Here is a 25,279-nt window from a genome sequence, read left to right as displayed (position 1 = left end):
ATATTACTCACCCGTTCGCCACTCGCCACCAGAGCAAGCTCCGTGCTGCCGTTCGACTTGCATGTGTAAGGCATGCCGCCAGCGTTCAATCTGAGCCAGGATCAAACTCTTCAGTTTAATCTCTGTTACTTTGCCGTTTTATCGGCACCATCATTGCTGATGGGTCGCTCACTCAAAAAACTGACAGGCTACTTCCAAAGAAGTATCCTATTTCATTATTTCTTGTGAACATTTGATATTTTAAGTTTTACAGCGATCCGAAGATCACTGCTGCACTTACATCAAATGCCCACACTTATCGACTGTTAATTGTTAAAGAACTGTATTCGGTTACTGCTTTCGCGCTATCGACAAAGCATTGTGTTTGTCAGCTGCGAAGAAGGAAGAGTATGAAGCATTTCAGCACAATCGTCAACACCTTCTTTTCTACTACCCAGCCCCTGAAGGCTGTCCCTTTTGTGCCGCAAACTAGTGCGTCTCATTGGGGAGGCGAACTATAGCAAAGCGCCCCAGCGGAAGCAAGGCTTTTCCCGGGTATTTGCGGCCAACTGCTACAATTTCGCCCCCTCAGCGCACATTCGCGTCCCACCATAGAAGATTCACCATGAAACAACAAGCTCAAGGATCAGGCCTGACCCTGAAACGGGCTGGCTTTACCACTGGCTTCGGCGTGCTCGCCGCCACCCTCGGTTCCGCAGTCGGTCTCGGCAATATCTGGAAATTCCCCTACCTGACGGGCGCCAATGGCGGCGCCGGCTTCCTGCTCATCTATCTGCTCGCCACCTTATTAGTGGGACTGCCCGTGATGATCGCGGAAATCACCCTGGGACGCCGCGCCAAGGTCAACCCGATCTCGACCATGGAACAGCTGGCGCCGAAGGGCAAGCCCTGGTGGCTGGTCGGCGTCATCGGCATGGTCGCCGCCTTCCTGATCGTGGCGTTCTATTCGGAGGTGGTGGGCTGGGTGTTTGCGTATATCGCCAAGGCCATCGATGGCTCCATCCTCAGCAGCGACAAGCTGGTAACAGAAGCGGCCTTCGCTTCGCTGATCAGCAATCCCCTGCAATCGCTGTTGTGGCAATGGGGCGTGTTGCTGTTTATCGGCGGCATATTGATGTTGGGCGTGACCAAGGGCATCGAAGCGATCGCCAAGAAACTGATGCCGCTGCTGTTCCTGCTGTTGCTCCTGCTGTGCGCGGTCAGCCTGTCGCTCGATAAAGCGGGCGAAGGCCTGGCGTTCCTGTTCCGTCCTGATTTTTCCAAGCTGACGGCTTCCGTCGTGCTGACAGCCATGGGCCTGGCCTTCTTCAAATTGTCTGTTGGCATGGGCACGATGATGACCTACGGCAGTTATTTCCGCGACGACCAGAATATTCCCGTCACCACCTTGCGTGTAATGGCGGCCGACCTCGGCGTATCGATGCTGGCCGGCATCGCCATCTTCCCCGCCGTGTTCACCTTTGGCTTCGCCCCCAGCGCGGGGCCGTCGCTGGTGTTCATCACGATCCCCGCCGTGTTTTCTCAAATTCCCATGGGACAAGCTCTGATGGTGGTGTTCTTCATCCTGGCTGCCGTGGCCGCCACGGGGGCGATGCTGTCGCTGATGGAAGTGCCCGTCGTGATTTTCCATGAACGTTTCGGCTGGACGCGCACCAAGTCCACCATCGTGACCATGCTGCTGCTGGCCGTGCTCGGTTCCGTATGCGCCCTCAGTAACAGCACGCTGGCGGACTTCAAGTTATTCAATCTGAATATGTTTGATCTGTTCGACTTCGTCTCGTCGAATATCTTCCTGCCCGTGGGTGGCATCGCGATTGCCTTGTTTACAGGCTGGGCCTGGGGCAAGGACCATTTCATTGATGCGATCGGCAACCATGGCCAGCTGCAAAATAAAACCCTGGCGCATGTGCTGCTGTTCCTGCTGCGCTTTGTCTCGCCCGTGCTGATCCTGATCGTGATGCTGAAGGGTTTACAGGTCTTCTAATCAGAGTACCCGGGTGTAGGTCTGGCGCACCAGCACCCGGTCGCCGCAATCGAAATGCCACCATTCGCTGTTGATGCCGAAGAAGCCTGCCTGGAACATGGCGTCGCGCAACAATCGGCGGTGCGCCACGTGTTCCTCGGTAATTTCCCCTTTCTCCAGCAAAACCAGCTCCAATGCCGGGTGCGAGCGCTCACTTAAATCGTCAAAGCCAGTCCCCATGTCCAGTTCCTGCCCATCCGGGCCGACGATGGTGATGTCGAGCGCCATGCCGAACGAGTGGATCGAGCCGCGCGACGGTTCGGCGATATAGCCCAGCAACTCCGTGCCCTGGAGCGCATCCCACAATTGCTGCTGCACCCGTTGCGGACGCAGGGCATCGAGCACCAATAAATGATGATCGGGGCGCTTCACGGCCAGCCAGGCCACGGCTTTTTCCAGGGCGGCCGCCGCATCGCGGTGCAGCCAGGCGCAATCGATGGGACTGTATAAGTCGCGGCCGACGAAATTGTCGGGCGTGGCATAGCGCAAGTCGACGGCGATGCCGGCGATGCTGCTCAGGTGGCGAAATTGCGGATCGCTGCCGACCGCTTCTAATTGCAAACTTGCAACAGACATCAGACTCCTCTTTCCAGGCAGTTGCGCGCCGCCACACCGATGCTGTCGGCCAGGCGCCGCGCGCCATGCGACAGCGGCGAGTGGCTCGCCGTCAATAAATACAGTTGGATGGGGATGGTGGGCGCCCAGGGACGGCGCTGCAGGCGCTCGGGCGAGCCGGACGCAGCCGTAAAAGGATCGACCACGGCCATGCCGGCGCCCGCTTCCACCAGGGAACGGGCGATTTGATAGGTTTGCACCACGGTGGAAAACACGGGGTGGATATCCTGCGCCTCACAGGCGGCGACCACCAGTTCGCCCAGCGGATCGTTGTCCGCATGGCCGATCAGCTCGCCGTTCAGGCCATGCGCCGTCAACGGCGTGCCGCAATCGGCCGCATGCCAGGTGCCGGCCGGCGCAATCACCGTCATGACGCCCTGCGCGATAGGTTCAGCCACGATGCCCGGATGGCGCGGGTCTTGCAGCGACACGGCCAAGTCCGCTTCACCGAGCCGCAGGGTATTGACGATCTCGCCCGTGTGGTGGGTAGCCAGCTGACAACGCGTGTGGGGAAAGTCGCGCCGCCACTCCGTCATGGCAAACGGCAAGACGCTGATGGCAATCGTCGGCGTGGAGACCAGGCGGATGGTTTCCACCGCATGACCCTTCAGGCTGGCTGCCAGGCGGCGGATGCCCAATAAATCGCGGTTGAGCTTTTCCGTCTCGACAAACAAGCGGTGTGCCTCGGGCTTCGGATACAACTTGCCCCGTACGCGCTCGAACAGCGGCATGCCCAGTTGCAATTCGCAATGCTGCAAGACCTTGGTCACGGCCGGCTGCGAAATATGCAGCACCTGGGCCGCGCCGCTGATGGTGCCAACTTGCATGATGGCGTGAAACACTTCGATATGACGCAGCCGCATGAGCTATTCCTTTACCTTGCCGTGGCCACCTGGGCCTTCAACGTTCAGCATATAAGAAAAAGTCATGGGCTGGAACGGCTATGCTACTTTGCAACAACAGCTGGGGCAGGCGTCGTCAGCACTTCCAGCAGAGCCGCCGTTTCGCCATCGGGCGTGCCATCGAACAAGGTGTTGCGGTATTTCATCTGGAAAGCGATCAGTACATTGCGCGTCGCTTCATCGAAGACGCCCGTGTTCGGCGTCGCATAGCCGTGCTGGGCCAGCTTTTTCTGGAACCAGACGGCGTCCGGCACTTGCTGCTCAAAAATGAGGCGCTGCGCGGCAACACGGTTCGCGTCCGGCCAGACGATCAGGCCCGCATCGGCCAGCTGGCGCCAAGGGAACAGGGGGCCCGGATCCTGCTTGCGCTGTGGGGCGATCTCGTTATGGCCAAGGATATTTTCCGGTGCGATGTTGTAGCGGGCCTGGATATCTTTCAACAGCGGAATCAACTCATCAATCTGTGCCTGGGGGAATGGATACCAGAGGCGGCCTTCCGGCGTGTCCTTGTAGCCCGGGTTGACGATCTCGATACCGATCGAGCTGACATTCAGCTGTGTATAAGTCTTCCAGTTACTCACACCCGCATGATTGGCCTGGCGCGATTCGTCGACCAGCACGTAAAACTTCGGCTTGTCCGTGTCCGTCAGCAAATAATGGCTGCTGACCACTTGTTCCGTCAGGATCTTGATCGAGCGGGGCAGATCGCTGACCGTGTAATGGATGACGATGAATTTCACGCGTGGGCTCTGGCTGCGCGCGTTCAAGCTGTGGTCGAGGTGCGGCGCGGGCGTGGTACAGGCGGAGAGCAGGGCCACCAGCAGGGCGAGGGCGATTTTTTTCATGAAAGATCCATGTTCGGGTTGGTAAAATGTTCAGTTCTTGCCAGTACGCTGGCTGGCTGCCCGGGCTGCCACCTTGGCCGCAGCCTCATGCGAACGGGCAACTTTTTGCTCCATCATCAACGATACCGGCAAAGCGGCGCGCATGGCAACCGCGATGGACGGGTGCAATTGCGCTGCGCGGCCCGCCAGCACCACAGGACGGGGACCGTAGCGCGTCGTCAAGGCCAGCGCCAGACGCGCCAGTTCCTGTCCCGCGCGCTGCAAGATGTCCAGCGCCAGCGGGTCGCTTTCCGCACTGGCGGCCACGGCCAGCGCCAGCCGGCCGATGGCGCCCCGGTCCTGGCCATACATGAAGGCGCGCGACAGCGACCAGTCGCTGCCGCCCAGTTGCGCAAACACGGCCTCGGCCATGGGCGAATCTTGCCAGCTGCCAGGCGCCTCGTCTTCGCGGCGCCAGATGTAGCGCAAGGCTTCGCGCGCGATCCAGTAACCGCCACCGCCATCATCAAGCAGCACGCCGCGCCCGCCTGCGCGATGAAATACGCCATCCGCATCGATCCAGGCGGCAATCGAGCCCGTGCCAGCGTAGACCAGATAACCTTCGCCGGGTTCAAAACTGTCGCGATAAGCGATATCAATATCGTTGCCCAAGCGCACGTCGCCGACGTCCAGCGCCAGCAGGGTCGCCAGCATGGGCGCCAGCGCCACATCGTCGCCGCCAAACCCCGTCAAGCCCGCCACCACGGCGCGCGGTTGGCCAACGGTCAGTACGGCCTGGCACAACCTGGAAAATGCGGCGTGCACGGCCGCCCGGCCCGCTTCGCTGCTCATTTGCAAGGCAGACAAGCCTTCCACAGCCCCATCGGCCACGATGACGCCGTCTCCGTTGGCCAGGGCCCAGCGCGTCTGCGTGCCGCCCGCGTCGATGCCCAGCCCCAGCACGGCAGTGTCAGTATTGATTACAGGGAAGGAAATCATGGCATGAGTGTAAAGCCAAGCTGAGCTTGCAGGCATGAAAGCTTGCGCATGTTTCATGCCTGCAGGTTATGGACTAGCGGTGAACGGTCAACAACTACTTGGCGGGGGCCGTAAACGGTGCGCGCACGGTAACGCGGGGGCTTTCATTGCCGAGGCGGTCCACGGCGCTGACCACTACCGCATTGACTTTACCAATGGCATCGTCGACCAGGGTCAGCTCGCCTTGCACGCCCGTGACCACGGTAAAGCGCCAGTCTTCGCCGTAGCGGGCCCAGACCGCGTACTGCGCCACGGCTTTGCCGCCGCCCGCCGTCAATTTGATGTTCAGGCTGGTGGAATCGCGGCGCAAGGCCAGCACGGGCGTACCCGGTGCTTCCTTGCCCAGCCATGGCGTGGCGGGAATGAGGGCAGGGCTTTGATATACAGTCGCCTTGAGTTGCTCGCTGACACCCTTGCGGTTCTGCATCAGCGGCACCATGCTGAAATGCACTTGTCCATTCGCCCCGGGGCGCGTGCGCGTCACTTCGATCTGCTTAATGATCTCTTGCGGCGTGAAGGACTTGGCGGAATTGTCGATGCGGCTCGTATATAAACCGGGCCACACGTGGCGGCCATACGGATTTTGCGCCAGCCAGTAGTCGAGCAGCACGCCAAACGCTTGCGGCGCCTGCGCCACGGGCCAGTACAACTGCGGCGACAGGTAATCGAGCCAGCCCTTGGCCAGCCACAGTTCCGCATCCGCATACAATTTATCGTACTGGCTGAAGCCGACGATGCCGGCCGGGCGGCGGTCAGGACGGCCGATGCCGAACGGGCTGATGCCGAAGCGTACCCAGCTCTTTTCGCGGTGGATGCCTGTATATAAGGCTTCGATCAGCTGATTGACATTCTGGCGGCGCCAGGAAGGGCGGTCCAGCTGGCCACCGGCCAGCAAGTATTGCTGCCAGGAAGGCTCATCGGGAAACGGCAGTTCGCGCTTGGCGCCGCCATTGCCCGCATCCAGCGCGGCCGTCTCGGCGCCCGCACCGGCGCCAGGCGCATCGATCGGGTACGGATAAAAGTAATCGTCGATGTGCACGCCGTCGATATCGTAGCGGCGCACGACGTCCAGCACCACGTCCGTCGTGTGCCTGGAGGCGGCGGCATCGCCCGGGTCCATCCACAGGTAGCGGCCGTATTGCTTGACGGACGCCGGGTTGGTGGAAGCGAAACTGTCGCGTGCCAGCGGCGACTTGGCCGTCGCGTGACGGGCACGGTAGGGGTTGAACCAGGCGTGCAATTCCAGGCCGCGCGCATGCGCCTGCGCCACCCAGAAGGCCAGCGGGTCATACATGGGCAACGGCGGCTGGCCTTGCTTACCGGTCAGGTATTCCGACCACGGCTCCAGTTGCGATGGGTAAATCGTGTCGGCGCTGGGCCGCACCTGCAACACAATCGCGTTCAGATTCAAGGACTTGGCACGGTCGAGGATGGCGATGGCCTCCGCTTGCTGCTTGGCGACAGGCAAATTGCTGCGGCTGGGCCAGTCGATATTGGCGACCGTCGAGACCCAGGCGGCGCGGAACTCGCGCGGTGCTGGCGGCGGCACTTCGCCCGTGATGTGCTGCACGGGCGGCACGGCCGGCAAACCCGCTTCGCCTGGCGTCACTGCGGAGGGCAGCCTGGTGCTGGTACAACTGCTGAGCAATGTGGCGGCGGCCAGCGCGGCCAGTACGCCGGCGCTGGCGCCCAGGCGTTTTTTGAAAGTAGACAACAAAACAATTCCTTGCAGTGGTGAAGCGCAGGTCTATCGGTGCGGGCATTTTACTGTGCGCCCGCCATCCATGCGGGCGCACGGTTCAAAAGAATCAGGCTTCGGCCTTCTTGCCGAATTCGGGATCGATCTTGACCAGCGCGGCCATGATGAAAGCGGGAATGGTGGCGATGCAAACCCAGATGAAGAAATGCTGGTAACCGAGCATTTGCTGGATCCAGCCGCTGGCCATGCCCGGCAGCATCATGCCCAGGGCCATGAAGCCCGTACAGATGGCGTAATGGGCCGTTTTATGGGCGCCATCGGACACCATGATCATGTACAACATATACGAAGCAAAACCGAAGCCATAGCCAAATTGCTCCAGGGCGATACCACTGGCGATCACATAGATGCTGCTGGGCAAAGCGGTGGCCAGATAGACAAACACCAGGTCGGGCAAATGGACGGACAGCACCATGATCCACAGGCAACGTTTCAAGCCGAAGCGGGAAATGATGAATCCGCCCAGCAAGCCGCCCAAGGTCAGGGCGATCACGCCGATGGTGCCGTAGACGAGGCCCACCTGTTCCGTACTGAGGCCCAGGCCGCCCTTGGCAACGGGGTCGAGCAGGAAGGGCGCGGCCAATTTGAGCAGTTGCGCTTCGCCGAGGCGGAACAGCAGCAAGAAGCCCAGGATGACCAAAATATCCTTCTTCTTGAAAAAGGAAGCAAAGGTGGCGACGAACTCCTGCAACGGAGAAACACCGGCGCCCTGGATGCTGGGACGGTCATCCTTCGGTTTCGGCAAGACAAAATAGTGGTACAGGAAGAGGGCGATGAACAGGCCCGCCAAAATCGCAAACACGACGGACCAGGCCAGCTGCACATTGCCCGTCGCATGCGTCAGATAGCCGGCCAGATACACGAGGCCGCCCTGGCCGGCGATCATCGCCAGGCGGTAAAACGTGCTGCGCACGCCGACAAAGGCCGCCTGCTGGTGTTCTTCCAGGCCCAGCATATAAAAACCGTCGGCGGCAATATCATGCGTGGCGGAACTGAAAGCCATCAGCCAGAAGATCGCCAGGCTGATCTGGAAAAAGTGCGGCAGCGACGTCGTCAGGGCCACCAGCGCCAGCGCGGCGCCAATCACCAGCTGCAAGCCGACGATCCAGAAGCGCTTGGTGCGGTACATATCGATAAAGGGCGACCACAGGGGCTTGATGACCCACGGCAAGTATAGCCAGCTCGTATACAGCGCGATATCCGTATTGGAAAAACCGTAGTTCTTGTACATGATCACGGAGAGTGTCATGACCACTACATAGGGGATGCCCTGGCCAAAATACAGGGAAGGGATCCACAGCCACGGCTTATTTGACGGCTTATTTGCGCGCGCCGGGGCGGTTTGTTTCACTAGCTCCATACATCCTTCGTTGTCTCCCAGACAGAAGAATGCCGCGCCATCGGATCACGCCGCCAGTGCCGCCCGCACACTGCCGTCCGCGCCGGCCAACAATGCCTGTGCCTGGTTTGTGTTGATTTTTTTGATCAAGGCAACAATCGCCACCTTGACGTGAAATTGGCATTGCTCCAGCACGGTCCTGGCCTGCACTTCGCTGGCGCCGGTGGCGTGCATGGTGAGACGCACCGCCCGCCAGATCAGCTTGGCGTTGGTCGGCTTCAAGTCTACCATCAAGTTTCCGTAAGTTTTATGCAAACCGACCATCAGCGCGCTGGAAATCGTGTTCAGGGTGATTTTTTGCGCCGTGCCCGCTTTCAGGCGGGTGCTGCCGGAAATGACTTCCGTGCCCGTGTCGAGCACGATGCCGCATTGCGCCTCGTGCGCCACGGGCGCATCCACATTGTTGGCGATGCCTATCGTCAAGGCACCCGCCTTGCGCGCGGCCAGCAGGGCGCCCAGCACATACGGCGTGGCGCCGGAGGCGGCCAGCAGGATCACCACGTCATTGTCTTGCGGCTGCAGGGACAGCAAGTCCGCCTCGCCTTGCTGCAAATTATCTTCCGCCCCTTCGACAGCCGTAAACATGGCGCCCGCGCCGCCGGCCAGGATGGCGACGGCCCGCTCGGGAGGCCACGAAAACGTGGGATTGAGTTCGACACTGTCGAGTACGCCCAGGCGACCCGACGTGCCCGCGCCCACGTACAGCAGGCGTCCGCCGGCAGCGATGCGGGGCAGGGCGGCCGTGATGGCCGCAGCGATGTCGGGCGACGCCAACCGCACAGCCTCGACGGCCCAGAACTGGTCATCGACCAGCGCCGCCACCAGTTGCTCCACCGGATACAGGTCCAGATCCGGATGCCGCCGGCTCGGAGTTTCAGTTTTCAACATGATTTCAGAACATGGTTGACCGTGAAACCAGTTTAATACCAACGAGCGGGATCAACCATGAAAGGATGGCGGGCGGGCATAACGGGAGTTTATGGCTGGTGCAGGAACGTGATGATGTACTACTTGTACTTCGATACGCTCACGTTTATGTCTATACTTGGGTTCGACGCCAACATCCACGACACGCCCCATGATCGCTCGCCAATTGCTGTTCCTGTTTAGCGCCCTTGGCGCCATCAACGGCATTTTCCTGGCCGTCTATTTTTTCAGCCGCCGGCCCCGCTGCCTGGCCGACTGCATGCTGGGCGCATTGCTGCTTGCCGTCGGGGTGCGCACCGCCAAGTCCGCTTTCCTCTACTTCAACCCGGCGATCGCAATCGAATTCCGCCAGCTGGGCCTGTCGGCTTGCCTGCTGATCGGTCCCTTGACCTATCTCTATGTGCGCTCTTTCTTGGCCGGGCTCGGGCAATTGCCTGCTGGACAACAATGGCGTTGGCACCTGGGCTTGTCCTTCCTGCTGATCGGCATTGGCGTTGCCTTTCCGTATTCCGCGTATCGTGCTGTATGGAACCTGTCGAGCCATGCCATTCATGTGTTCTGGCTATGCTACCTGCTGGCAACCGCCAGGCTGCTCTGGCAAAGCCGCCGCGCATGGTGGAACGAGGGACAGCGGATGGCGACCAGCAGCGTGCTCCTGCTGAGCGTCTTTGCAGGCAGCTGCGTCATGCTGGCGGCGTACGCGAGCACGCCGTTCACGTCCTATATCGTTGGCGCCTTGTCATTCACCTTCTCGCTGCATGTGGCGGTGATGCTCTTTCTGCTGAGAAAAGAAGGCTTGACGCCATCCGAGCCCAAGCAGAAGTACCAGAATAACCGCCTGGCGCACGAAGATACGCTGGCCGTGCTTGCCGCGCTGGAACAACAGATGAGCGGACAGAAATCCTATCTGAATCCGAATCTGACCCTGGCCCAACTCGCCAAGCGGGCGGGATGCACGCAGGCGCAGGTGTCGCAGGTACTGAATGACAAGCTGGGCAAGAGCTTCACGACCTACGTCAACGAATACCGTATCGCCGAAGCGAAACAGGTATTGAGCGACGAGCCGCAATGGAACATGGATACCGTCGCCGAGCGCTGCGGGTTCAATTCCAGTTCCACCTTCTACTCGACCTTCAAGAAAGTGGCTGGACAGACGCCAGCCAGCTTCCGGGCTCAATCTGGCCAGGCGGCCAGGGCCATTTCCGCATGAAAGCACTCCGGAATCGCCATTCCGGAGTCTGAAATCGTGTTTGGCGACATCCATTCCCCTGCACTTCGATAAATTATCGAGCACCAGCGATCTGAAATAGTCGTTGCTCCGATAAACGCAGTTCTATATGCAGGGTACATCCATGATTCAGTTTTTATTGCGAACGATACTCGCCTGTTGCTTCCTGAGCATCACCGCCGTCGGCACCGCCGCAGACCAGGACGAAAATGCCATCCGGGAAACCGTGCGCTTGTATATGCATGGCACCAGCTTTAACGTACAAAGCGAGATCAACCAGGCCTTCCATGCAAATTCCCGCCTTTACCTGGACGGCAAAAACGATGCGGAATGGGAGTTGAGCGGTCCGGAATACGCCAAACTCTTTTCCCAGGAGAAAGCAGGGCAATTCAATGGGCGCCACGGGCGGCTGATCAAGGTGGATGTGAGCGGCAAGGTGGCCACGGCCAAGGCCGAAATCCACATTCCTGAACAAGGGGTCCGCTATGTGGATGTCTTTCTGTTGAAAAAGATCGCCGGCAACTGGAAAATCGTCAGCAAGTCGGCCCATCGCGAGCCAGCAGCCCCGCGCCACGCACGCAAGGTGCTGCTGGTGGTGTCGAATGTGCATCAATATCCAGGCACAAAGGTTAACGCTGGCAATAATTTTCCGGAGATCGCGTATACCTATGATGTCTTTCGCAAAGCAGGGTATACCGTCGACTTCGTCAGTCCCGAGGGGGGCGCCGTGCCCCTGGAAATGATCGTCACGTCGGACGCGCTGCTCAAGAAGCATCTGTACGACAGTGACTTCATGTGGGCACTGGCCCATACCAAGCCCGTCTCCGAGGTCAGGGCAGACGACTATGCGGGCATGGCTTTCGTCGGCGGCGGCGCGGCCATCGTCGGTATCCCGGAAAACAAGGCGCTGCAGGACATCGCCTTGCGTATCTACGAACAACAGGGTGGGGTAATCGCGGCCATCTGCCATGGCACCGAGGGCATCAAGAACCTGAAGCTACGTGACGGTACTTTCCTGATCCAGGGCAAGGTGCTCACCTCGTTCCCCGACGCGTTCCTCAACAAGGAATCGCCGGTATACAAGGCCTATCCTTTTTCGGCAGAAGCGAGCATCAAGCGCCATGGCGGCATATTCAGGCACGGCGCCAACGGCAAGAGCCACGTCGAGGTCGATGGCCGGCTGGTGACCGGCATGAGCTGGGAAGCGTCCGTCGGCGTGGCGGAATCCATGATCCGCCTGATCGAGCAGTAAGCTTACGGAGCGCGGCGCATTTCGGCCACAAAGTCGTAATGATCGCTGCGGCAATACGAATGCGTGAGTTCCACCGCTTCGCCCGACTCCAGGTAAGCGATGCGCGTGATGAACAGCACGGCCTGGCCATCGGGGATGCCCAATTGCTTGGCCAGCACGTCCGTCGCATTCATGGCGCGGATGTGCTGCAAGGCGCGCACGGGGGCCTTCTTGATGCTGCTCAAGTATTCATACAGCGAATCACCCATCGCCTCAGGCTCCGGCACCACGCTGAACGGCAAGACGCTCACTTCATATGCCATCACGACGTCATCGGCCAGGCGCAGGCGCTCCAGGCGCGCCACTTTCGTGTTCTGCGCCAGGCCCAGGCTCAGCTGTTCATCGCTGCTGGCGATGACGACTTCGCGCTTGAGCCAGCGCGAGCCGGGGCGGTAGCCGCGCTGCTGCAGCTGCTCGGAAAAGCTCGACAGGTTCGACAGTGGCTGCTCGATGCGCGGGGCAATATAGTTGCCCGAACCGCGGCGGCGCACGACGAGGCCTTGCTCGACGAGCTGGTCGATGGCCTTGCGGGCAGTCACGCGCGATACGTCGAGCAGTTCGGACAGGGTACGTTCGGATGGCAGGGCCTGGTCTACCTGGTAGCGGCCGTTGCGTACGTCATCGCTCAGCTTGCGGGCGATCTGCATATATAAAGGCGAATTGTCATTTAAATCGACCTTGAGTTCTACGCTGGTCTGGCTCATACAGTTCTCCTTGTCCTCCTAGTGTAATAGCGATGGCGCCTGCGCGTAGCCCGTCCACCCATGAATAAATGGAAAATGACCATAAATAACGGTTATACACTTAAAAAAACAATGTTTTACCGTACGTATAGCTTTGCATTATGGATAAATAAGCAATTTTCATTAGCGCAGTAAACCATCGCGCCCTATGCTGGTGGCGCCTCCACCACACCGCGAAACAGGGAACATGCACAATAAAATGACGGGTTTACTGGGCTTGCTGCTGCTGGGTACGACCTGGACGGCGCTGGCCGCCCCGCCCGGTAGCGGCAAGGACCAGCAGCGCGCGCTCGATGCCACGTTGGCCGCCATCGTCGATGATGCGGCCCACCCGCTGGCCAGCCTGTCCGTGCTGGCCATCCGCCACGGCAAGGTGTCGTATCAACAACAATTTGGCTACCGGCATATCGGCGCCACGCCGACAGAGAACTTGCCCGTGACGCCGGCCACCCTGTTCCGCATCGCTTCCGTCTCGAAGATGATGACCACCCTGGGCCTGATGCGGCTGGTCGAGCAGGGCAAGCTGAGCCTGGACCAGGACGTGGGTATCTATCTGGGTTTTTCCCTGCGCAACCCGCATTTCCCCCAGCAACCGTTGACCTTGCGCAGCCTGCTCAGCCACACTTCCTCGCTGCGCGATGCGGGCGGCTATGCCTGGGGCCCCGAACGCAGCTTGCGCGACGTGTTTACGGCCGGCACCGATACGATGTGGGATGCGGCCGCGGCGCCGGGCCGCTATTTCACGTATGCCAACCTGAACTGGGGCGTGATCGGCACCGTGATGGAAAAAGTCACGGGCGAGCGCTTCGACTTGCTGATGCGGCGCCTGCTGCTCGATCCCCTCGATGTGCGCGGCGGCTACAATCCGGCCGCCTTCCCGGCGGAGGACGTGGCAAACACGGCTACCCTGTACCGCAAGCGCACGCTCGACACGGAGATCTGGCAGCCACACGGCCCCTGGATCGCGCAAGCCGATGATTTTTACCAACGCCCACCGGCCGCGCCAGCCGGCCTCGAACGGTATGTGATCGGCAGCAATGCCACCGTCTTCAGCCCCACGGGCGGCTTGCGCATCTCTGCTGCGGGCTTGGGCACGGTCATGCAGATGCTGCTCGACGGCGGGCGCTATCAGGGAAAACAACTATTGCAACCGGCCAGCATCGCGCTGATGTTTGGCCGCCAATGGCAGCTGGCGCCGGACGGACGCAATGGCGACAGCGAACGGGGCCTGTACCACGCCTGGGGCCTGGGCAACCAGCAATTCGATGCGGTGGCAGGGCAGGGCAACCGCCTGGTCGAGGGTGCCGGCTTCACGGCCGTGGGCCACCTGGGCGACGCGTATGGCCTGGTCTCCGCCTTCGTGCTCGATTTCAAGAACAGGAACGGCATGGTGATGCTGGTGGGCGGCACGGGCAGCGATCCCGAACATTATCCTGGCACGTATTCCGCCATGGGGCGCAACGAGGAATTGATACTCACCGCGCTATACCGTGGTGCGATTGACAACAATCCATCCTTGCATTGAAATGGTGCATTCCTGAAAGTTATGGCTGCACCATGATGTTTCATTGGCTGCGCTGACGGCCAGCCTCTAAGCTCTTCCCGAATGCTCCCGCACCATGGGAGCGCAACGCAGCGAGGCAACATGCAGCAACAAGTCATCATCATCGGCGGCGGCATCGTCGGTCTGACATCGGCCTGGTGGCTGGCCGAGGCCGGCTACAAGGTCACTGTACTGGAACGCAATGAACAGGTGGCGATCGCCGCCAGCTACCGCAATGGCGGCCAACTCAGCTATCGCTATGTGGCCCCTCTGGCCGATGCGGGCGTGCCCTTCAAAGCCCTGCAATGGCTGCTGCAGAAAGACGGTCCGCTACGCTTCCGTCCCGAAGCGGACTGGCGCCAATGGCGCTGGATGGCCAGTTTCTTGCATAATTGCAACAGCGCCAGCAATGCCCGCACGACGGCCAAGCTGCTGCAACTGGGGGAATGGAGCCGCGCCGGCATGGCGCAGCTGGAGCTGACCGTGCCGCCCGAAGCGTATGCCTGGCGCGATGCGGGCAAACTCATCGTCTACCGTTCGCCCGCCATCTTTCAGCGGGCCGTGGCCCGGCCCGAGTCGGAAGAGGCGCGCATCGTCTTGTCTCCGGCGGAAGCCGTGCAGCGCGAACCGGCGCTGGCCGCCTTGCAGGGCGCCCTGGCGGGCGGCATTTTTACGCAAGGCGAGGCGGTGGCCGATTGCCACGCCTTTTGCCTGGCGCTGGAAGCGCGCCTGCTGCAGCACCCGAATTGTTCGCTCTTATTAAAAGGCGAGGCGCGCCGCCTCGTCACGCACAAGGGCAGGATCACGGGCGTCGATACGAGCCTGGGTTTGCTGCAAGCGGATCACTATGTGCTGGCGGCCGGCATCCAGAGCCGCGACCTGGCCGCCACGGCGGGCATCTACCTGCCCCTGTACCCGCTGAAGGGCTACAGCCTGACGGCGCCCATCCGCGCGCAGCACCGGGCGCCCGAGATCAGCATCACGGATTTCGAACGCAAGGTACTGTATGCGCGCATCGGTGGCGACTTGCGCGTGGCCGCCATGGTCGACATGGTGGGCGCCGACAACAGCATCGACTGGGGCCGCATCGCGGGCCTGACGCGGCTGGCGCGCGAAGCCATGCCGCACGGCGCCGATTACGACCAGGCCACGGCCTGGGCCGGCCTGCGCCCCGCCACGCCGAACAGCGCGCCGCTGGTGGGCGCCAGCAAATATGCGAACCTGTGGCTCAACGTGGGCCATGGCCCCTTGGGCTTTACCTTTGCCGCCGGCACGGCGCGCATCCTGGCCGATCTCATGGCTGGCAAGGCGCCGCCGTTCGCGCTGGACTTCCTCAGCCCCACAAAGTAGCCAGGCAAGGCGCGGCGCACGCGCCGCTGCCGATATGGCGGATAATTGCGGAACTTTTCAGTTCCCTCTTTTCTGTTCCTGATTGCCAGCGCATGCCCACACTCTCGACATCTGCCGCCTGCCCCTGTGGCGGCGCCTCCTACGCCGGCTGCTGCGGCCCGTATATCGCGGGCGACGCCTTGCCGCCCACGGCCGAAGCCCTGATGCGATCGCGCTACACGGCGTTCACCCTGCGCGACGAGCCGTATCTGCTTGCCACCTGGCACGCCAGCACCCGTCCCACCGACGCTTTATTTGCCGAAGAAGAAAAAGTCCACTGGCTGGGACTTGAGGTAAAATCTGCTTTACGTTTACGTCAACGTAAAGCAGTATCAGCAGATCAAGCCGAAGAGATACACCGCGACAGCGTGGAATTCGTGGCCCGCTACAAGGTCAACGGCCGCGCGCACCGCCTGCATGAAGTGAGCCGCTTCGTGCGCGAAGCGGGTGAGGGCGGCGCCCTGCGCTGGTTTTATCTCGACGGCAGTTTTCCCGAATAGCGCGACCCGAGAGACCGGGCGATAATAAAAAGGAACCGCAATGCCGCACATCGAAAGCAAACTCAATCCGCGCAGTGAAGATTTCAAGGCCAATGCCGCGGCCATGCAAGCCATCGTCGACGATTTGCGCGACAAGGTCGAGAAAATCGCGGCCGGCGGCGGCGAGGCGGCTGCCGCCAAGCACCTGGCGCGCGGAAAGCTGCTGCCGCGCGACCGCGTGCAGATGCTGCTCGATCCCGGCACGCCCTTCCTCGAGTTTTCCCAGATGGCGGCCTACGCCATGTACCAGGACGCCAAGGGCGTCGATGCAGCGCCTTCCGCCGGCATCATCACCGGCATCGGCAGGGTTTCGGGCCAGGAATGCGTCATCGTCTGTAACGACGCCACCGTCAAGGGCGGCACGTATTTCCCGATGACGGTGAAAAAACATTTGCGCGCCCAGGAAATCGCCGACCAGAACAACCTGCCGTGCATCTACCTGGTCGACTCGGGCGGCGCCAACCTGCCGAACCAGGACGACGTATTCCCCGACCGCGACCATTTCGGCCGCATCTTCTACAACCAGGCGAACCTGTCGGCCAAGGGCATCCCGCAGATCGCCGTCGTGATGGGCTCTTGCACGGCCGGCGGCGCGTACGTGCCGGCCATGAGCGATGAGTCGATCATCGTCAAGGAGCAGGGCACGATTTTCCTCGGCGGCCCGCCGCTGGTCAAAGCGGCCACCGGCGAAGTGGTGACGGCCGAAGACCTGGGCGGCGGCGACGTGCACACGCGTTTGTCCGGCGTGGTCGACCACCTGGCGCAGAACGATCTGCACGCGCTGTCGCTGGCGCGCACCATCGTCTCGAACCTGAACCGCACCAAGCCGCAACAGATGGCGATGCGCGAGTCCGTCGAGCCGAAATACCCGACGCAGGAACTGTATGGCGTAATCCCCGTCGATACGCGCAAGCCCTTCGATGTACGCGAAGTGATCGCGCGCATCGTCGACGGCAGCGATTTCGACGAATTCAAGGCCCGCTACGGCACCACCCTGATCTGCGGCTTCGCGCACATCTATGGGGTGAAAGTCGGCATCATCGCCAATAACGGCATCCTGTTCTCGGAATCGGCCCTGAAAGGCACGCATTTCATCGAATTGTGCTGCCAGCGCAAGATCCCGCTCGTCTTCCTGCAAAATATCACGGGCTTCATGGTGGGCCGCAAATACGAAAACGAAGGCATCGCCCGCAATGGCGCCAAGATGGTCACGGCCGTCGCCACGGCCGCCGTGCCGAAATTCACGGTGATCATCGGCGGCAGCTTCGGCGCCGGCAACTACGGCATGTGCGGCCGCGCGTTTTCTCCCCGTTTCATGTGGATGTGGCCGAATGCGCGCATTTCCGTCATGGGCGGCGACCAGGCCGCTTCCGTGCTGGCGACCGTCAAGCGCGACGGCATCGAAGGCAAGGGCGGCGAGTGGAGCGCGGACGAGGAAGCGGCCTTCAAGCAGCCGATCAAGGATCAATACGAACACCAGGGCCACCCGTACTACGCCACCGCGCGCCTGTGGGACGATGGCGTGATCGACCCGGCCGATACCCGCATGGTGCTGGGCCTGGGCCTGTCGGCCGCCTTGAACGCGGAAATCCCGGACACGAAGTTCGGCGTATTCCGCATGTAAGCGGCATTCAGGGAGAAGAGAATGGAATTTGAAACCTTAAAGCTGGTCATCGAGGGCAATGTCGCCACCGTGACCCTGAACCGCCCCGACGTGCGCAATGCCTTCAACGAGACGACGATCGCCGAACTGGCGCGCGCCTTCGAGGGCCTGGGGCGCAGCGACATGGTGCGCGCCATCGTGCTGGCGGCGAATGGCGCGGCCTTTTGCGCCGGTGCGGACTTGAACTGGATGAAGAAGATGGCAGGCTACACGCATGCCGAAAACCAGGCCGACGCGCTGCAGCTGGCGCAGATGCTGCGCACGATTTACCTGTGTCCCAAGCCCGTCGTGGCGAAGATCCAGGGCGACTGCTATGCGGGCGGCATGGGCCTCGTCGCCGCATGCGATATCATTCTGGTTGCGGAAGACGTGCATTTCTGCCTGAGCGAAGTGCGGCTGGGACTGATCCCGGCCACTATTTCACCGTATGTCATCAAGGCCATGGGCGAAAACGCGGCACGCCGCTATTTCCTGACCGCGGAGCGATTCTCCGCGCAAGAGGCGCTGCGCATCGGCTTTGCCCACGAGGTAGTCGCTGGCGATGCGCTGGACGCGAAAACGGCCGAGGTGCTCAAAGCGCTGACGGGCAACAGCCCGCACGCGGTGGCGCAAGCAAAAACGCTGGTGCGCGAGATCGTTGGCCAGCCGGTCGACGATGCGCTGCTGTTGGACACCGCCGAGCGCATCGCGCAGATCCGCGCCTCGGAGCAGGGACGCGAAGGCGTGCAATCGTTCCTCGACAAGCGCAAGCCGAGTTGGCTCATGGGCTAGCAATATCATTGGAGCAGTTTTGAAAGCAGAAAAACAATCGGGCTGGGTCGAACGCAGTCTGCGCAGCGTGTGGCATCCGTGCACGCAAATGCAGCACCACGAGACTGTACCGCTCATCCCCGTCAGCCATGGCCGCGGCGCCTGGCTGTATGACCACGAAGGCCGACGCTACCTGGACGCCATCAGCTCCTGGTGGGTGAACCTGTTCGGCCACGCGAATCCGCGCATCAATGCGGAACTCAAGGATCAACTGGACCGCCTGGAACACGCGATGCTGGCCGGTTTCACGCATGAACCGGTGATCGAGCTGTCGGAAAAGCTCTCCGCCTTGACGGGTGGCGTGCTCGGTCACAGCTTTTATGCGTCCGATGGGGCGTCCGCCGTGGAAATCGCCCTGAAAATGAGTTTTCACGCCTGGCGCAACAGCGGCAAGAGTGAAAAGCAGGAATTCGTCTGTCTGAAAGGCAGCTACCACGGCGAAACCATCGGCGCGCTGGCCGTCACCGATGTCGCCCTGTTCAAGGATGCCTACGGCCCCTTGCTGCGCGCCACGCAGACGGTAATGTCGCCCGACTTCCGCCAGGCGGCCGAGGGCGAGTCCGCCCAGGACGTGGCCCGCCGCGCCGCCGCCGAAGTCGAACAGCTTTTCCAGCAAAAAGCGGACAAGATCGCCGCCATCATCATCGAGCCGCTGGTGCAGTGCGCCACCGGCATGGCCATGCACGACCCGCTGTACCTGTCGCTGGTGCGCGCCCTGTGCGACCGTTATCAAGTGCATTTGATCCTCGATGAAATCGCCGTCGGCTGCGGACGCACGGGCACTTTCTTTGCGTGCGAACAGGCCGGCATCTGGCCCGATTTCGTCTGCCTGTCGAAAGGCATCAGCGGCGGCTATCTGCCCCTGTCCCTGGTGATGACGCGCGAAGACATCTACCAGGCCTTCTACAGCACCGATGTGCGCCGCGGCTTTTTGCATTCGCACTCGTACACGGGCAATCCGCTGGCCTGCCGCGCGGCGCTGGCGACGCTTTCCATCTTCGAGGAAGACGACGTGCTGGCCACCAACCGGGAACGCGCCGACAAGATCACGCAAGCGCTGGCGCCGCTGGCGCAGCATGAAAAAGTCAAACACTTCCGCCAGCAGGGCATGATCTGGGCCTTCGATGCGGTGGACGCTGCACCCGACTTTTCGCGCCGCTTCTTCAGCACGGCGCTGGAACACGAACTGCTGATGCGCCCCATCGGCTCCACCGTCTATCTGATGCCGCCGTACATCCTCGACGACGAGGAAATCGCGGGCCTGGGCCAGCAGACGCTGGCCGTCTTCAATCATGTGATCGGGGCCTGAGATGGAACTGATCGCGCGATTACAACAGCAGTTGCAAGGACTGGAAGAGCGCAGCCTGATTCGCCGCCGCCGTACCGTCGACACGCCGTGCGCGCCGCGCCTGACGGTGGACGGGCGCGCCATGCTGGCCTTCTGCAGCAATGACTACCTGGGCCTGGCGTCGCATCCGCGCATCGTCACCGCGCTGAAAGAGGGCGCCGACCTGTATGGCGCCGGCAGCGGCGCTTCGCATTTGATCAGCGGCCATGGCCGCGCCCACGCGCAGCTGGAAGAACGGCTGGCGGCATTTGTCGGCGCCAACCTGGAACAGGCGCGCGCCCTGTATTTCTGCACCGGCTACATGGCCAACCTGGCCGTGCTGACGGCCCTGTCGGCGGGCGACCCGGACGCGGAAATCTTCTCGGAAGCGCTGAACCACGCCTCGCTGATCGATGGCACGCGCCTGGCCCGCGTGAAGACACGCGTATATCCGCACGCCGACCTCGATGCCCTGGCGGCCCTGCTGGCAGCCAGCACGGCGAAAACCAAGATCGTCGTCACCGACAGCGTCTTCAGCATGGATGGCGACCTGGCGCCGCTGCCCGCGCTGCTGGCCCTGTGCGAACAACATGGCGCCTGGCTGGTGGTCGACGACGCGCACGGCTTCGGCGCACTGGGAGCCCATGGCCGCGGGGCACTCGAACATTTCGACCTGCATTCGCCCTACCTCGTGTATGTGGGCACCCTGGGCAAATCGGCCGGCGTGGGCGGCGCCTTTGTTGCCGCGCACGAGGCCGTTATCGAAACCCTGATCCAGAAGGCCCGCCCGTACATCTTCACCACGGCGGCAGCGCCGGCGCTGGCGCATGCGCTGCTGGCCAGCGTGGACATCATCGCCGGTGAAGAAGGAAAACAACGCCGGATGCACCTGGCGGCGCTGGTGGCGCAATGGAACGACGGATTGCAGCTGCAGCGCTGGCAAGCCTTGCCATCCGTGACCGCCATCCAGCCCGTCATCATTGGCGAGAATGCGGACATGCTGGACATCGCCGCCACCCTGTACCAGCAGGGCCTGTGGGTCGGTGCCATCCGCCCGCCCACCGTGCCAGCGGGGACGGCGCGCCTGCGCGTAACCCTGTCGGCCGGCCACACGGCGCAGGAAGTGGCGCAATTGATCAACGCAGTCAACACCCTGGAAAGGAATCGCCATGAGCCTTGATGATCCTATCGTGGCGGAAGTGCTGGCGGACCTGGCGCCGGCCGTGCAGCCGGCTCCGGCCGCCACCGGCCTGCCATCGCGCTTTGCCTGTTTCGTCACCGGCACCGACACGGAAATCGGCAAGACCCTGACGTCGTCGGCCCTGCTGCACGCGCTGGTCGCGCGCGGCGTGCGCGCCTGCGGCATGAAGCCTGTCGCCGCCGGCGCCGAAATGCGCGACGGCGAACTGCATAATGAAGACGCCGACAGCCTGATCGCCGCCGGCAACGTCACCATGCTGCGCAGCCTGACGACACCCTACATGCTGAAGGAGCCGGCCGCGCCGCACATCGCCGCCGCGCTCGAAGGCGTCAGCATCGAATCGGTGCCGATTCTGGCCGCCTACCTGGAAATCGCCGCCGCCTCGGACGCGGTCGTGGTCGAAGGCGTGGGCGGATTCCGCGTGCCGCTGTCGCCCGGCTTTGATTCGGCCGACCTGGCGCAGCAGCTCGATCTGCCCGTGATCCTCGTGGTCGGCATGCGCCTGGGCTGCATCAGCCAGGCCTTGCTGACGCTCGAAGCCGTCGAGGCGCGCGGCTTGACGGTCATCGGCTGGGTCGCCAACACCCTGGAAGTGGAAATGCGCTTCCTCGACGAAAATATCGATGCGCTGATCGAGCGCATCCCGGCGCCGCTGCTGGGCAAGGTGCCGCGCCTGGCGCAACCGAGCGCGGAAGCGGCGGCGGCGTATCTCGATTTCAGCGGCTTGCCGAACTGGCCGGCGCAGCAGTCGCAGAACTAGACCAAACAATTAAGCCAAACAACTGAACGTACTCAAAAATAGAAGCGAAGGAATCACCATGTCTTTAGTCCAAGAAGCAGCAAAAACCGTCGAACTGCACCGCCCTGCGGCGCGCATCACCCTGCCCGAAGCGGCCACCTGGCCCATCGATGATGTGCTGGCCCTGTTCGACCTGCCTTTCAATGACCTGATGTTCAAGGCCCAGCAAACGCACCGCATCAACTTCCCCGATGGCGACGTGGAACTGGCGACCCTGTTGTCGATCAAGACGGGCGGCTGCGAGGAAGACTGCGGCTATTGCCCGCAGGCGGCCCGCTACGACACGGGCGTGGAAGCGAAAAAAATCCTCGACATCGACACCGTGCTCGACGCGGCACGCCAGGCAAAAGCCAACGGCGCCACGCGCTTCTGCATGGGCGCCGCATGGCGCGGCCCGAAGGACCGCGACATGGACAAAGTCGAAGAGATGGTCAGCAAAGTGAAAGCGCTGGGCCTGGAAACCTGTGCGACTCTGGGCATGCTGGAAGAGGGACAGGCGGACCGCCTGAAAAACGCGGGCCTCGACTTCTATAACCACAACCTTGATACGGCGCCGGAATTCTACGACAACGTCATCTCGACGCGCGAATACCAGGACCGCCTGGACACCCTGGGCCGTGTGCGCGAAGCGGGCTTGAAAGTATGCTGCGGCGGCATCGTCGGCATGGGCGAAACACGTCTGCAACGCGCGGGCCTGATCGCCCAGCTGGCCAATCTGAATCCATATCCGGAATCGGTGCCCGTGAACCATCTGGTGCAAGTGGAAGGCACGCCATTGTTTGGCCTGGAAGCGCTCGACCCGTTCGAATTCGTGCGCACGATCGCCGTTGCCCGCATCACCATGCCGAAAGCGCGCGTGCGTTTGTCGGCCGGCCGCCGCCAGATGGGCGAAGCCGTGCAAGCCATGTGCTTCCTGGCTGGCGCCAACTCCATCTTCTACGGCGACAAGCTGCTCACCACCGACAACCCGGAAGCGGAAGACGACCGCACCTTGCTGGGCAAACTGGGCCTGCAGACGCGCGGCGCCATGCTGGACTCGGTACAGAAAGAGAAGTGCGGCTGCTGATCCAGCCCTGTCGGGTTACGCCGTGCCGGCTAACCCGACCTACGAATACCGCCTCACCATCCGTAGGTCGGCTTAGCGCGCAGCGCGTAAGCCGACAAGCCAACAGACCAGGTCCATCAAGAGACCGCTGCACCTTTGAGAGAATAGAGAGAGACCATGTTCACTAAAATCCTGATCGCCAACCGCGGCGAAATCGCCTGCCGTGTCGCCGCTACCGCGCGCCGCATGGGCATCCAGACCGTCGCCGTCTATTCGGAAGCGGACGCCAACGCCAAGCACGTTGCCGTGTGCGACGAAGCCGTGCTGATCGGCCCCGCGCCGGCCAAGGAAAGCTATCTGTGCGGCGACAAGATCATCGCCGTGGCGCTGGCGACAGGAGCGCAGGCGATCCACCCCGGCTACGGCTTCCTCTCCGAGAATGCCGACTTCGCCGACGCCTGCCACGCAGCGGGCCTGGTCTTCATCGGCCCGCCGGCGTCCGCCATGCGCGCCATGGGCTCCAAATCGGCCGCCAAGTCGCTGATGGAAAAAGCCAACGTGCCGCTGGTGCCCGGCTACCATGGCGAGGAACAGGATGCGGACTTTTTGCACGGCCAAGCCGACAAGATCGGCTACCCGGTCCTGCTGAAGGCATCGGCCGGCGGCGGCGGCAAGGGCATGCGCGTGATCGAGCATGCCGATGATTTCAAGGCCGCGCTGGCCTCGTGCAAGCGCGAAGCGATCAGCTCTTTCGGCGACGACAAGGTGCTGGCCGAAAAGTACCTGTCGCGTCCGCGGCATATCGAAATCCAGGTGTTTGCCGACACGCTCGGCAACTGCATCTACCTGTTCGAGCGCGATTGCTCGGTGCAGCGCCGCCATCAAAAGGTGCTGGAAGAAGCGCCGGCGCCCGGCATGCCGGCTGAGCGCCGCGCGGCCATGGGCGAGGCGGCCGTCGCCGCCGCCAAGGCCGTCGGCTATGTGGGTGCGGGCACGGTGGAATTCATCGCCAACCAGGATGGTTCGTTCTACTTCATGGAGATGAACACGCGCCTGCAGGTCGAGCATCCGGTGACGGAAATGATCACCGGCACCGACCTGGTGGAATGGCAGTTGCGCGTCGCCTTTGGCGAGCCGCTGCCGAAAAAACAGAGCGAACTGACGATCCACGGCCACGCCATCGAGGCGCGCATCTACGCGGAAAATCCGGAAAAGGGCTTCCTGCCGTCGATCGGCACGCTGCGCCACATGCAGTCGCCATCGGCCGTCACCTTCGAACTGGGCGGCACGGTCGTTCCAGCGTCCGTGCGCATCGATTCGGGCGTGCGCGAAGGCGACGCGATTTCGCCATTCTACGACCCGATGATCGCCAAGCTGATCGTCTGGGGCGCGGACCGCCGCGAAGCGCTGGCACGCATGGCGCAGGCGCTGGCCGACTACCAGATCGTCGGCCTGGCCAGCAATATCGCCTTCCTGAAACGCCTGGTCGAAGGCCAGGCGTTTGCCAGCGCCGACCTCGATACGGGCCTCATCGAACGCAATCAAGCGTCGCTGTTCCCCGCCCTGCAGGCGGCGCCCGACACGGCCCTGGCGCTGGCGTCCGTCGCCCTGCTGCTGGAAGAAAAAGCGGCCGCCGAAGCACAGTCAGCCAACCGCGCCGACCCGTGGGGCAATGCCCTGGGCTGGCGCTTGAACAGCACTCTGGGACGCAGCCTGGCGTTTGCCGATGAATTCGCGCTCACTGGCGACAGCAAGGCCTATGCCGCGCGCATCGCCTACAAGACGGATGGCTGGCTGTTCAACGGCCAGCCCCTCACCCTGACGGCGCGCAAAGGCCTGGAACTGCACATCAAGCTCGGCGAGCGTGCCGTGCATGGCACCGTGCTGCGCGACGGGGAACAGTTCCACGTATTCAGCGGCGGCTTGCACTACACACTGCACTACAGCGATCCGATGGCGCATGCGGGCGAAGTGGAAGCGGAAGGCGGGCGCTTGACGGCGCCGATGCCGGGCAAGGTCGTCGCCGTGCTGGTCAACAAAGGACAGGACGTCAAGAAGGGCGAGCCTTTGGTCATCATGGAAGCGATGAAGATGGAACATACGATCGCCGCGCCGCACGACGGCCTGGTGGAAGACGTGCTGTATGCCGTTGGCGACCAGGTGGCCGATGGCGCACCGCTGCTGGCCTTCAAGGCTGCCGCGTAAGAGAACGCC

At 62.1% G+C, this 25,279-nt stretch carries 21 protein-coding genes and 1 rRNA gene; 13 read left to right on the top strand and 9 right to left on the bottom strand.

Annotated features, from left to right (window positions below):
- Positions 1-117: ribosomal RNA gene (locus CSQ92_RS24045) — 16S ribosomal RNA — on the bottom strand; the annotation flags it as partial.
- A gap of 487 nt (positions 118-604) precedes the next feature.
- On the opposite strand from CSQ92_RS24045, the gene CSQ92_RS24040 reads away from it, so the two are divergent.
- A complete protein-coding gene (locus tag CSQ92_RS24040; RefSeq protein ID WP_099395592.1) occupies positions 605-1,984 on the top strand; it encodes a sodium-dependent transporter in 1,380 nt (459 codons plus the stop codon).
- On the opposite strand, the gene CSQ92_RS24035 is transcribed toward CSQ92_RS24040, so the two are convergent.
- From CSQ92_RS24035 to CSQ92_RS24005, 7 genes are all read right to left on the bottom strand, one after another.
- On the bottom strand, positions 1,985-2,599 hold the full coding sequence (locus CSQ92_RS24035; protein WP_034782807.1) for a M15 family metallopeptidase: 615 nt from the start codon (positions 2,597-2,599) through the stop codon (positions 1,985-1,987).
- On the bottom strand, positions 2,599-3,501 hold the full coding sequence (locus CSQ92_RS24030) for a LysR family transcriptional regulator (RefSeq protein ID WP_034782805.1): 903 nt from the start codon (positions 3,499-3,501) through the stop codon (positions 2,599-2,601). Before CSQ92_RS24030 ends, CSQ92_RS24035 begins: the two co-directional genes overlap by 1 nt.
- 83 nt (positions 3,502-3,584) lie before the next feature.
- On the bottom strand, positions 3,585-4,385 hold the full coding sequence (locus tag CSQ92_RS24025) for an N-acetylmuramoyl-L-alanine amidase (protein ID WP_034752412.1): 801 nt from the start codon (positions 4,383-4,385) through the stop codon (positions 3,585-3,587).
- A gap of 30 nt (positions 4,386-4,415) precedes the next feature.
- A complete protein-coding gene (locus CSQ92_RS24020; protein ID WP_257219336.1) occupies positions 4,416-5,363 on the bottom strand; it encodes an N-acetylglucosamine kinase in 948 nt (315 codons plus the stop codon).
- Between the two features lie 94 nt (positions 5,364-5,457).
- The gene (locus tag CSQ92_RS24015; protein ID WP_099395590.1) at positions 5,458-7,119 is read right to left on the bottom strand and encodes a glycoside hydrolase family 10 protein; all 1,662 of its coding nucleotides are present in this window, start codon (positions 7,117-7,119) and stop codon (positions 5,458-5,460) included.
- A gap of 91 nt (positions 7,120-7,210) precedes the next feature.
- Positions 7,211-8,521: an MFS transporter gene (locus CSQ92_RS24010; RefSeq protein WP_099395589.1), complete on the bottom strand. Its 1,311-nt coding sequence runs from the start codon at positions 8,519-8,521 to the stop codon at positions 7,211-7,213.
- A 45-nt stretch (positions 8,522-8,566) separates the two neighbouring features.
- Positions 8,567-9,448, bottom strand: a complete 882-nt coding sequence (locus CSQ92_RS24005) for an N-acetylmuramic acid 6-phosphate etherase (protein WP_070278408.1) — start codon at positions 9,446-9,448, stop codon at positions 8,567-8,569.
- A gap of 205 nt (positions 9,449-9,653) precedes the next feature.
- On the opposite strand from CSQ92_RS24005, the gene CSQ92_RS24000 reads away from it, so the two are divergent.
- Both CSQ92_RS24000 and CSQ92_RS23995 read left to right on the top strand, forming a co-directional pair.
- On the top strand, positions 9,654-10,697 hold the full coding sequence (locus CSQ92_RS24000; protein ID WP_180277101.1) for a helix-turn-helix transcriptional regulator: 1,044 nt from the start codon (positions 9,654-9,656) through the stop codon (positions 10,695-10,697).
- A gap of 142 nt (positions 10,698-10,839) precedes the next feature.
- Positions 10,840-11,967, top strand: a complete 1,128-nt coding sequence (locus CSQ92_RS23995; RefSeq protein WP_180277100.1) for a nuclear transport factor 2 family protein — start codon at positions 10,840-10,842, stop codon at positions 11,965-11,967.
- A 2-nt stretch (positions 11,968-11,969) separates the two neighbouring features.
- On the opposite strand, the gene CSQ92_RS23990 is transcribed toward CSQ92_RS23995, so the two are convergent.
- Positions 11,970-12,710 (bottom strand): GntR family transcriptional regulator, encoded by a 741-nt coding sequence (locus tag CSQ92_RS23990; RefSeq protein WP_034782800.1) that lies wholly within the window; start codon positions 12,708-12,710, stop codon positions 11,970-11,972.
- Positions 12,711-12,936: 226 nt separating this feature from the next.
- On the opposite strand from CSQ92_RS23990, the gene CSQ92_RS23985 reads away from it, so the two are divergent.
- From CSQ92_RS23985 to CSQ92_RS29630, 10 genes are all read left to right on the top strand, one after another.
- Positions 12,937-14,274 carry a serine hydrolase domain-containing protein gene (locus tag CSQ92_RS23985; RefSeq protein WP_180277099.1) on the top strand — a complete coding sequence of 446 codons (1,338 nt, stop codon included), beginning with the start codon at positions 12,937-12,939 and terminating at the stop codon, positions 14,272-14,274.
- Positions 14,275-14,355: 81 nt separating this feature from the next.
- Positions 14,356-15,642: a D-amino acid dehydrogenase gene (locus tag CSQ92_RS23980; RefSeq protein ID WP_143450422.1), complete on the top strand. Its 1,287-nt coding sequence runs from the start codon at positions 14,356-14,358 to the stop codon at positions 15,640-15,642.
- 92 nt (positions 15,643-15,734) lie between these two features.
- The gene (locus CSQ92_RS23975; RefSeq protein ID WP_092609847.1) at positions 15,735-16,181 is read left to right on the top strand and encodes a YchJ family protein; all 447 of its coding nucleotides are present in this window, start codon (positions 15,735-15,737) and stop codon (positions 16,179-16,181) included.
- Between the two features lie 40 nt (positions 16,182-16,221).
- Positions 16,222-17,844 (top strand): carboxyl transferase domain-containing protein, encoded by a 1,623-nt coding sequence (locus CSQ92_RS23970; RefSeq protein ID WP_099395584.1) that lies wholly within the window; start codon positions 16,222-16,224, stop codon positions 17,842-17,844.
- A gap of 21 nt (positions 17,845-17,865) precedes the next feature.
- The gene (locus CSQ92_RS23965; RefSeq protein WP_034782795.1) at positions 17,866-18,654 is read left to right on the top strand and encodes an enoyl-CoA hydratase/isomerase family protein; all 789 of its coding nucleotides are present in this window, start codon (positions 17,866-17,868) and stop codon (positions 18,652-18,654) included.
- 19 nt (positions 18,655-18,673) lie between these two features.
- Positions 18,674-20,002 (top strand): adenosylmethionine--8-amino-7-oxononanoate transaminase, encoded by a 1,329-nt coding sequence (bioA, locus tag CSQ92_RS23960; RefSeq protein ID WP_257219335.1) that lies wholly within the window; start codon positions 18,674-18,676, stop codon positions 20,000-20,002.
- A gap of 1 nt (position 20,003) precedes the next feature.
- On the top strand, positions 20,004-21,200 hold the full coding sequence (gene bioF, locus CSQ92_RS23955) for an 8-amino-7-oxononanoate synthase (RefSeq protein ID WP_099395582.1): 1,197 nt from the start codon (positions 20,004-20,006) through the stop codon (positions 21,198-21,200).
- Positions 21,190-21,981 carry a dethiobiotin synthase gene (bioD, locus tag CSQ92_RS23950; RefSeq protein ID WP_034782791.1) on the top strand — a complete coding sequence of 264 codons (792 nt, stop codon included), beginning with the start codon at positions 21,190-21,192 and terminating at the stop codon, positions 21,979-21,981. Before bioF ends, bioD begins: the two co-directional genes overlap by 11 nt.
- Before the next feature lie 58 nt (positions 21,982-22,039).
- On the top strand, positions 22,040-23,086 hold the full coding sequence (gene bioB / locus CSQ92_RS23945) for a biotin synthase BioB (RefSeq protein WP_034782789.1): 1,047 nt from the start codon (positions 22,040-22,042) through the stop codon (positions 23,084-23,086).
- Between the two features lie 156 nt (positions 23,087-23,242).
- On the top strand, positions 23,243-25,270 hold the full coding sequence (locus tag CSQ92_RS29630; protein ID WP_099395581.1) for an acetyl/propionyl/methylcrotonyl-CoA carboxylase subunit alpha: 2,028 nt from the start codon (positions 23,243-23,245) through the stop codon (positions 25,268-25,270).
- Positions 25,271-25,279 lie beyond the last annotated feature (9 nt).

Origin of the sequence: Janthinobacterium sp. BJB446 (assembly GCF_002735655.1) — a bacterium.
GTDB lineage: Bacteria > Pseudomonadota > Gammaproteobacteria > Burkholderiales > Burkholderiaceae_D > Janthinobacterium > Janthinobacterium lividum.
Note: the sequence above shows the minus strand (reverse complement) of the source record. Positions and strands in the feature narration are given on the sequence as shown.

Coding starts and splice junctions, on each gene's coding strand:
- CSQ92_RS24010 (WP_099395589.1), bottom strand. CDS start 8,521: ATGGAGCTAGTGAAACAAACCGCCCCGGCGCGCGCAAATAAGCCGTCA.
- bioB (WP_034782789.1), top strand. CDS start 22,040: ATGTCTTTAGTCCAAGAAGCAGCAAAAACCGTCGAACTGCACCGCCCT.
- CSQ92_RS23975 (WP_092609847.1), top strand. CDS start 15,735: ATGCCCACACTCTCGACATCTGCCGCCTGCCCCTGTGGCGGCGCCTCC.
- CSQ92_RS24020 (WP_257219336.1), bottom strand. CDS start 5,363: ATGATTTCCTTCCCTGTAATCAATACTGACACTGCCGTGCTGGGGCTG.
- CSQ92_RS24030 (WP_034782805.1), bottom strand. CDS start 3,501: ATGCGGCTGCGTCATATCGAAGTGTTTCACGCCATCATGCAAGTTGGC.
- CSQ92_RS24040 (WP_099395592.1), top strand. CDS start 605: ATGAAACAACAAGCTCAAGGATCAGGCCTGACCCTGAAACGGGCTGGC.
- CSQ92_RS24025 (WP_034752412.1), bottom strand. CDS start 4,385: ATGAAAAAAATCGCCCTCGCCCTGCTGGTGGCCCTGCTCTCCGCCTGT.
- CSQ92_RS23980 (WP_143450422.1), top strand. CDS start 14,356: ATGCTCCCGCACCATGGGAGCGCAACGCAGCGAGGCAACATGCAGCAA.
- CSQ92_RS29630 (WP_099395581.1), top strand. CDS start 23,243: ATGTTCACTAAAATCCTGATCGCCAACCGCGGCGAAATCGCCTGCCGT.
- CSQ92_RS24035 (WP_034782807.1), bottom strand. CDS start 2,599: ATGTCTGTTGCAAGTTTGCAATTAGAAGCGGTCGGCAGCGATCCGCAA.
- CSQ92_RS24005 (WP_070278408.1), bottom strand. CDS start 9,448: ATGTTGAAAACTGAAACTCCGAGCCGGCGGCATCCGGATCTGGACCTG.
- bioD (WP_034782791.1), top strand. CDS start 21,190: ATGAGCCTTGATGATCCTATCGTGGCGGAAGTGCTGGCGGACCTGGCG.
- bioF (WP_099395582.1), top strand. CDS start 20,004: ATGGAACTGATCGCGCGATTACAACAGCAGTTGCAAGGACTGGAAGAG.
- CSQ92_RS23985 (WP_180277099.1), top strand. CDS start 12,937: ATGCACAATAAAATGACGGGTTTACTGGGCTTGCTGCTGCTGGGTACG.
- CSQ92_RS23970 (WP_099395584.1), top strand. CDS start 16,222: ATGCCGCACATCGAAAGCAAACTCAATCCGCGCAGTGAAGATTTCAAG.
- CSQ92_RS23995 (WP_180277100.1), top strand. CDS start 10,840: ATGATTCAGTTTTTATTGCGAACGATACTCGCCTGTTGCTTCCTGAGC.
- CSQ92_RS23965 (WP_034782795.1), top strand. CDS start 17,866: ATGGAATTTGAAACCTTAAAGCTGGTCATCGAGGGCAATGTCGCCACC.
- CSQ92_RS23990 (WP_034782800.1), bottom strand. CDS start 12,710: ATGAGCCAGACCAGCGTAGAACTCAAGGTCGATTTAAATGACAATTCG.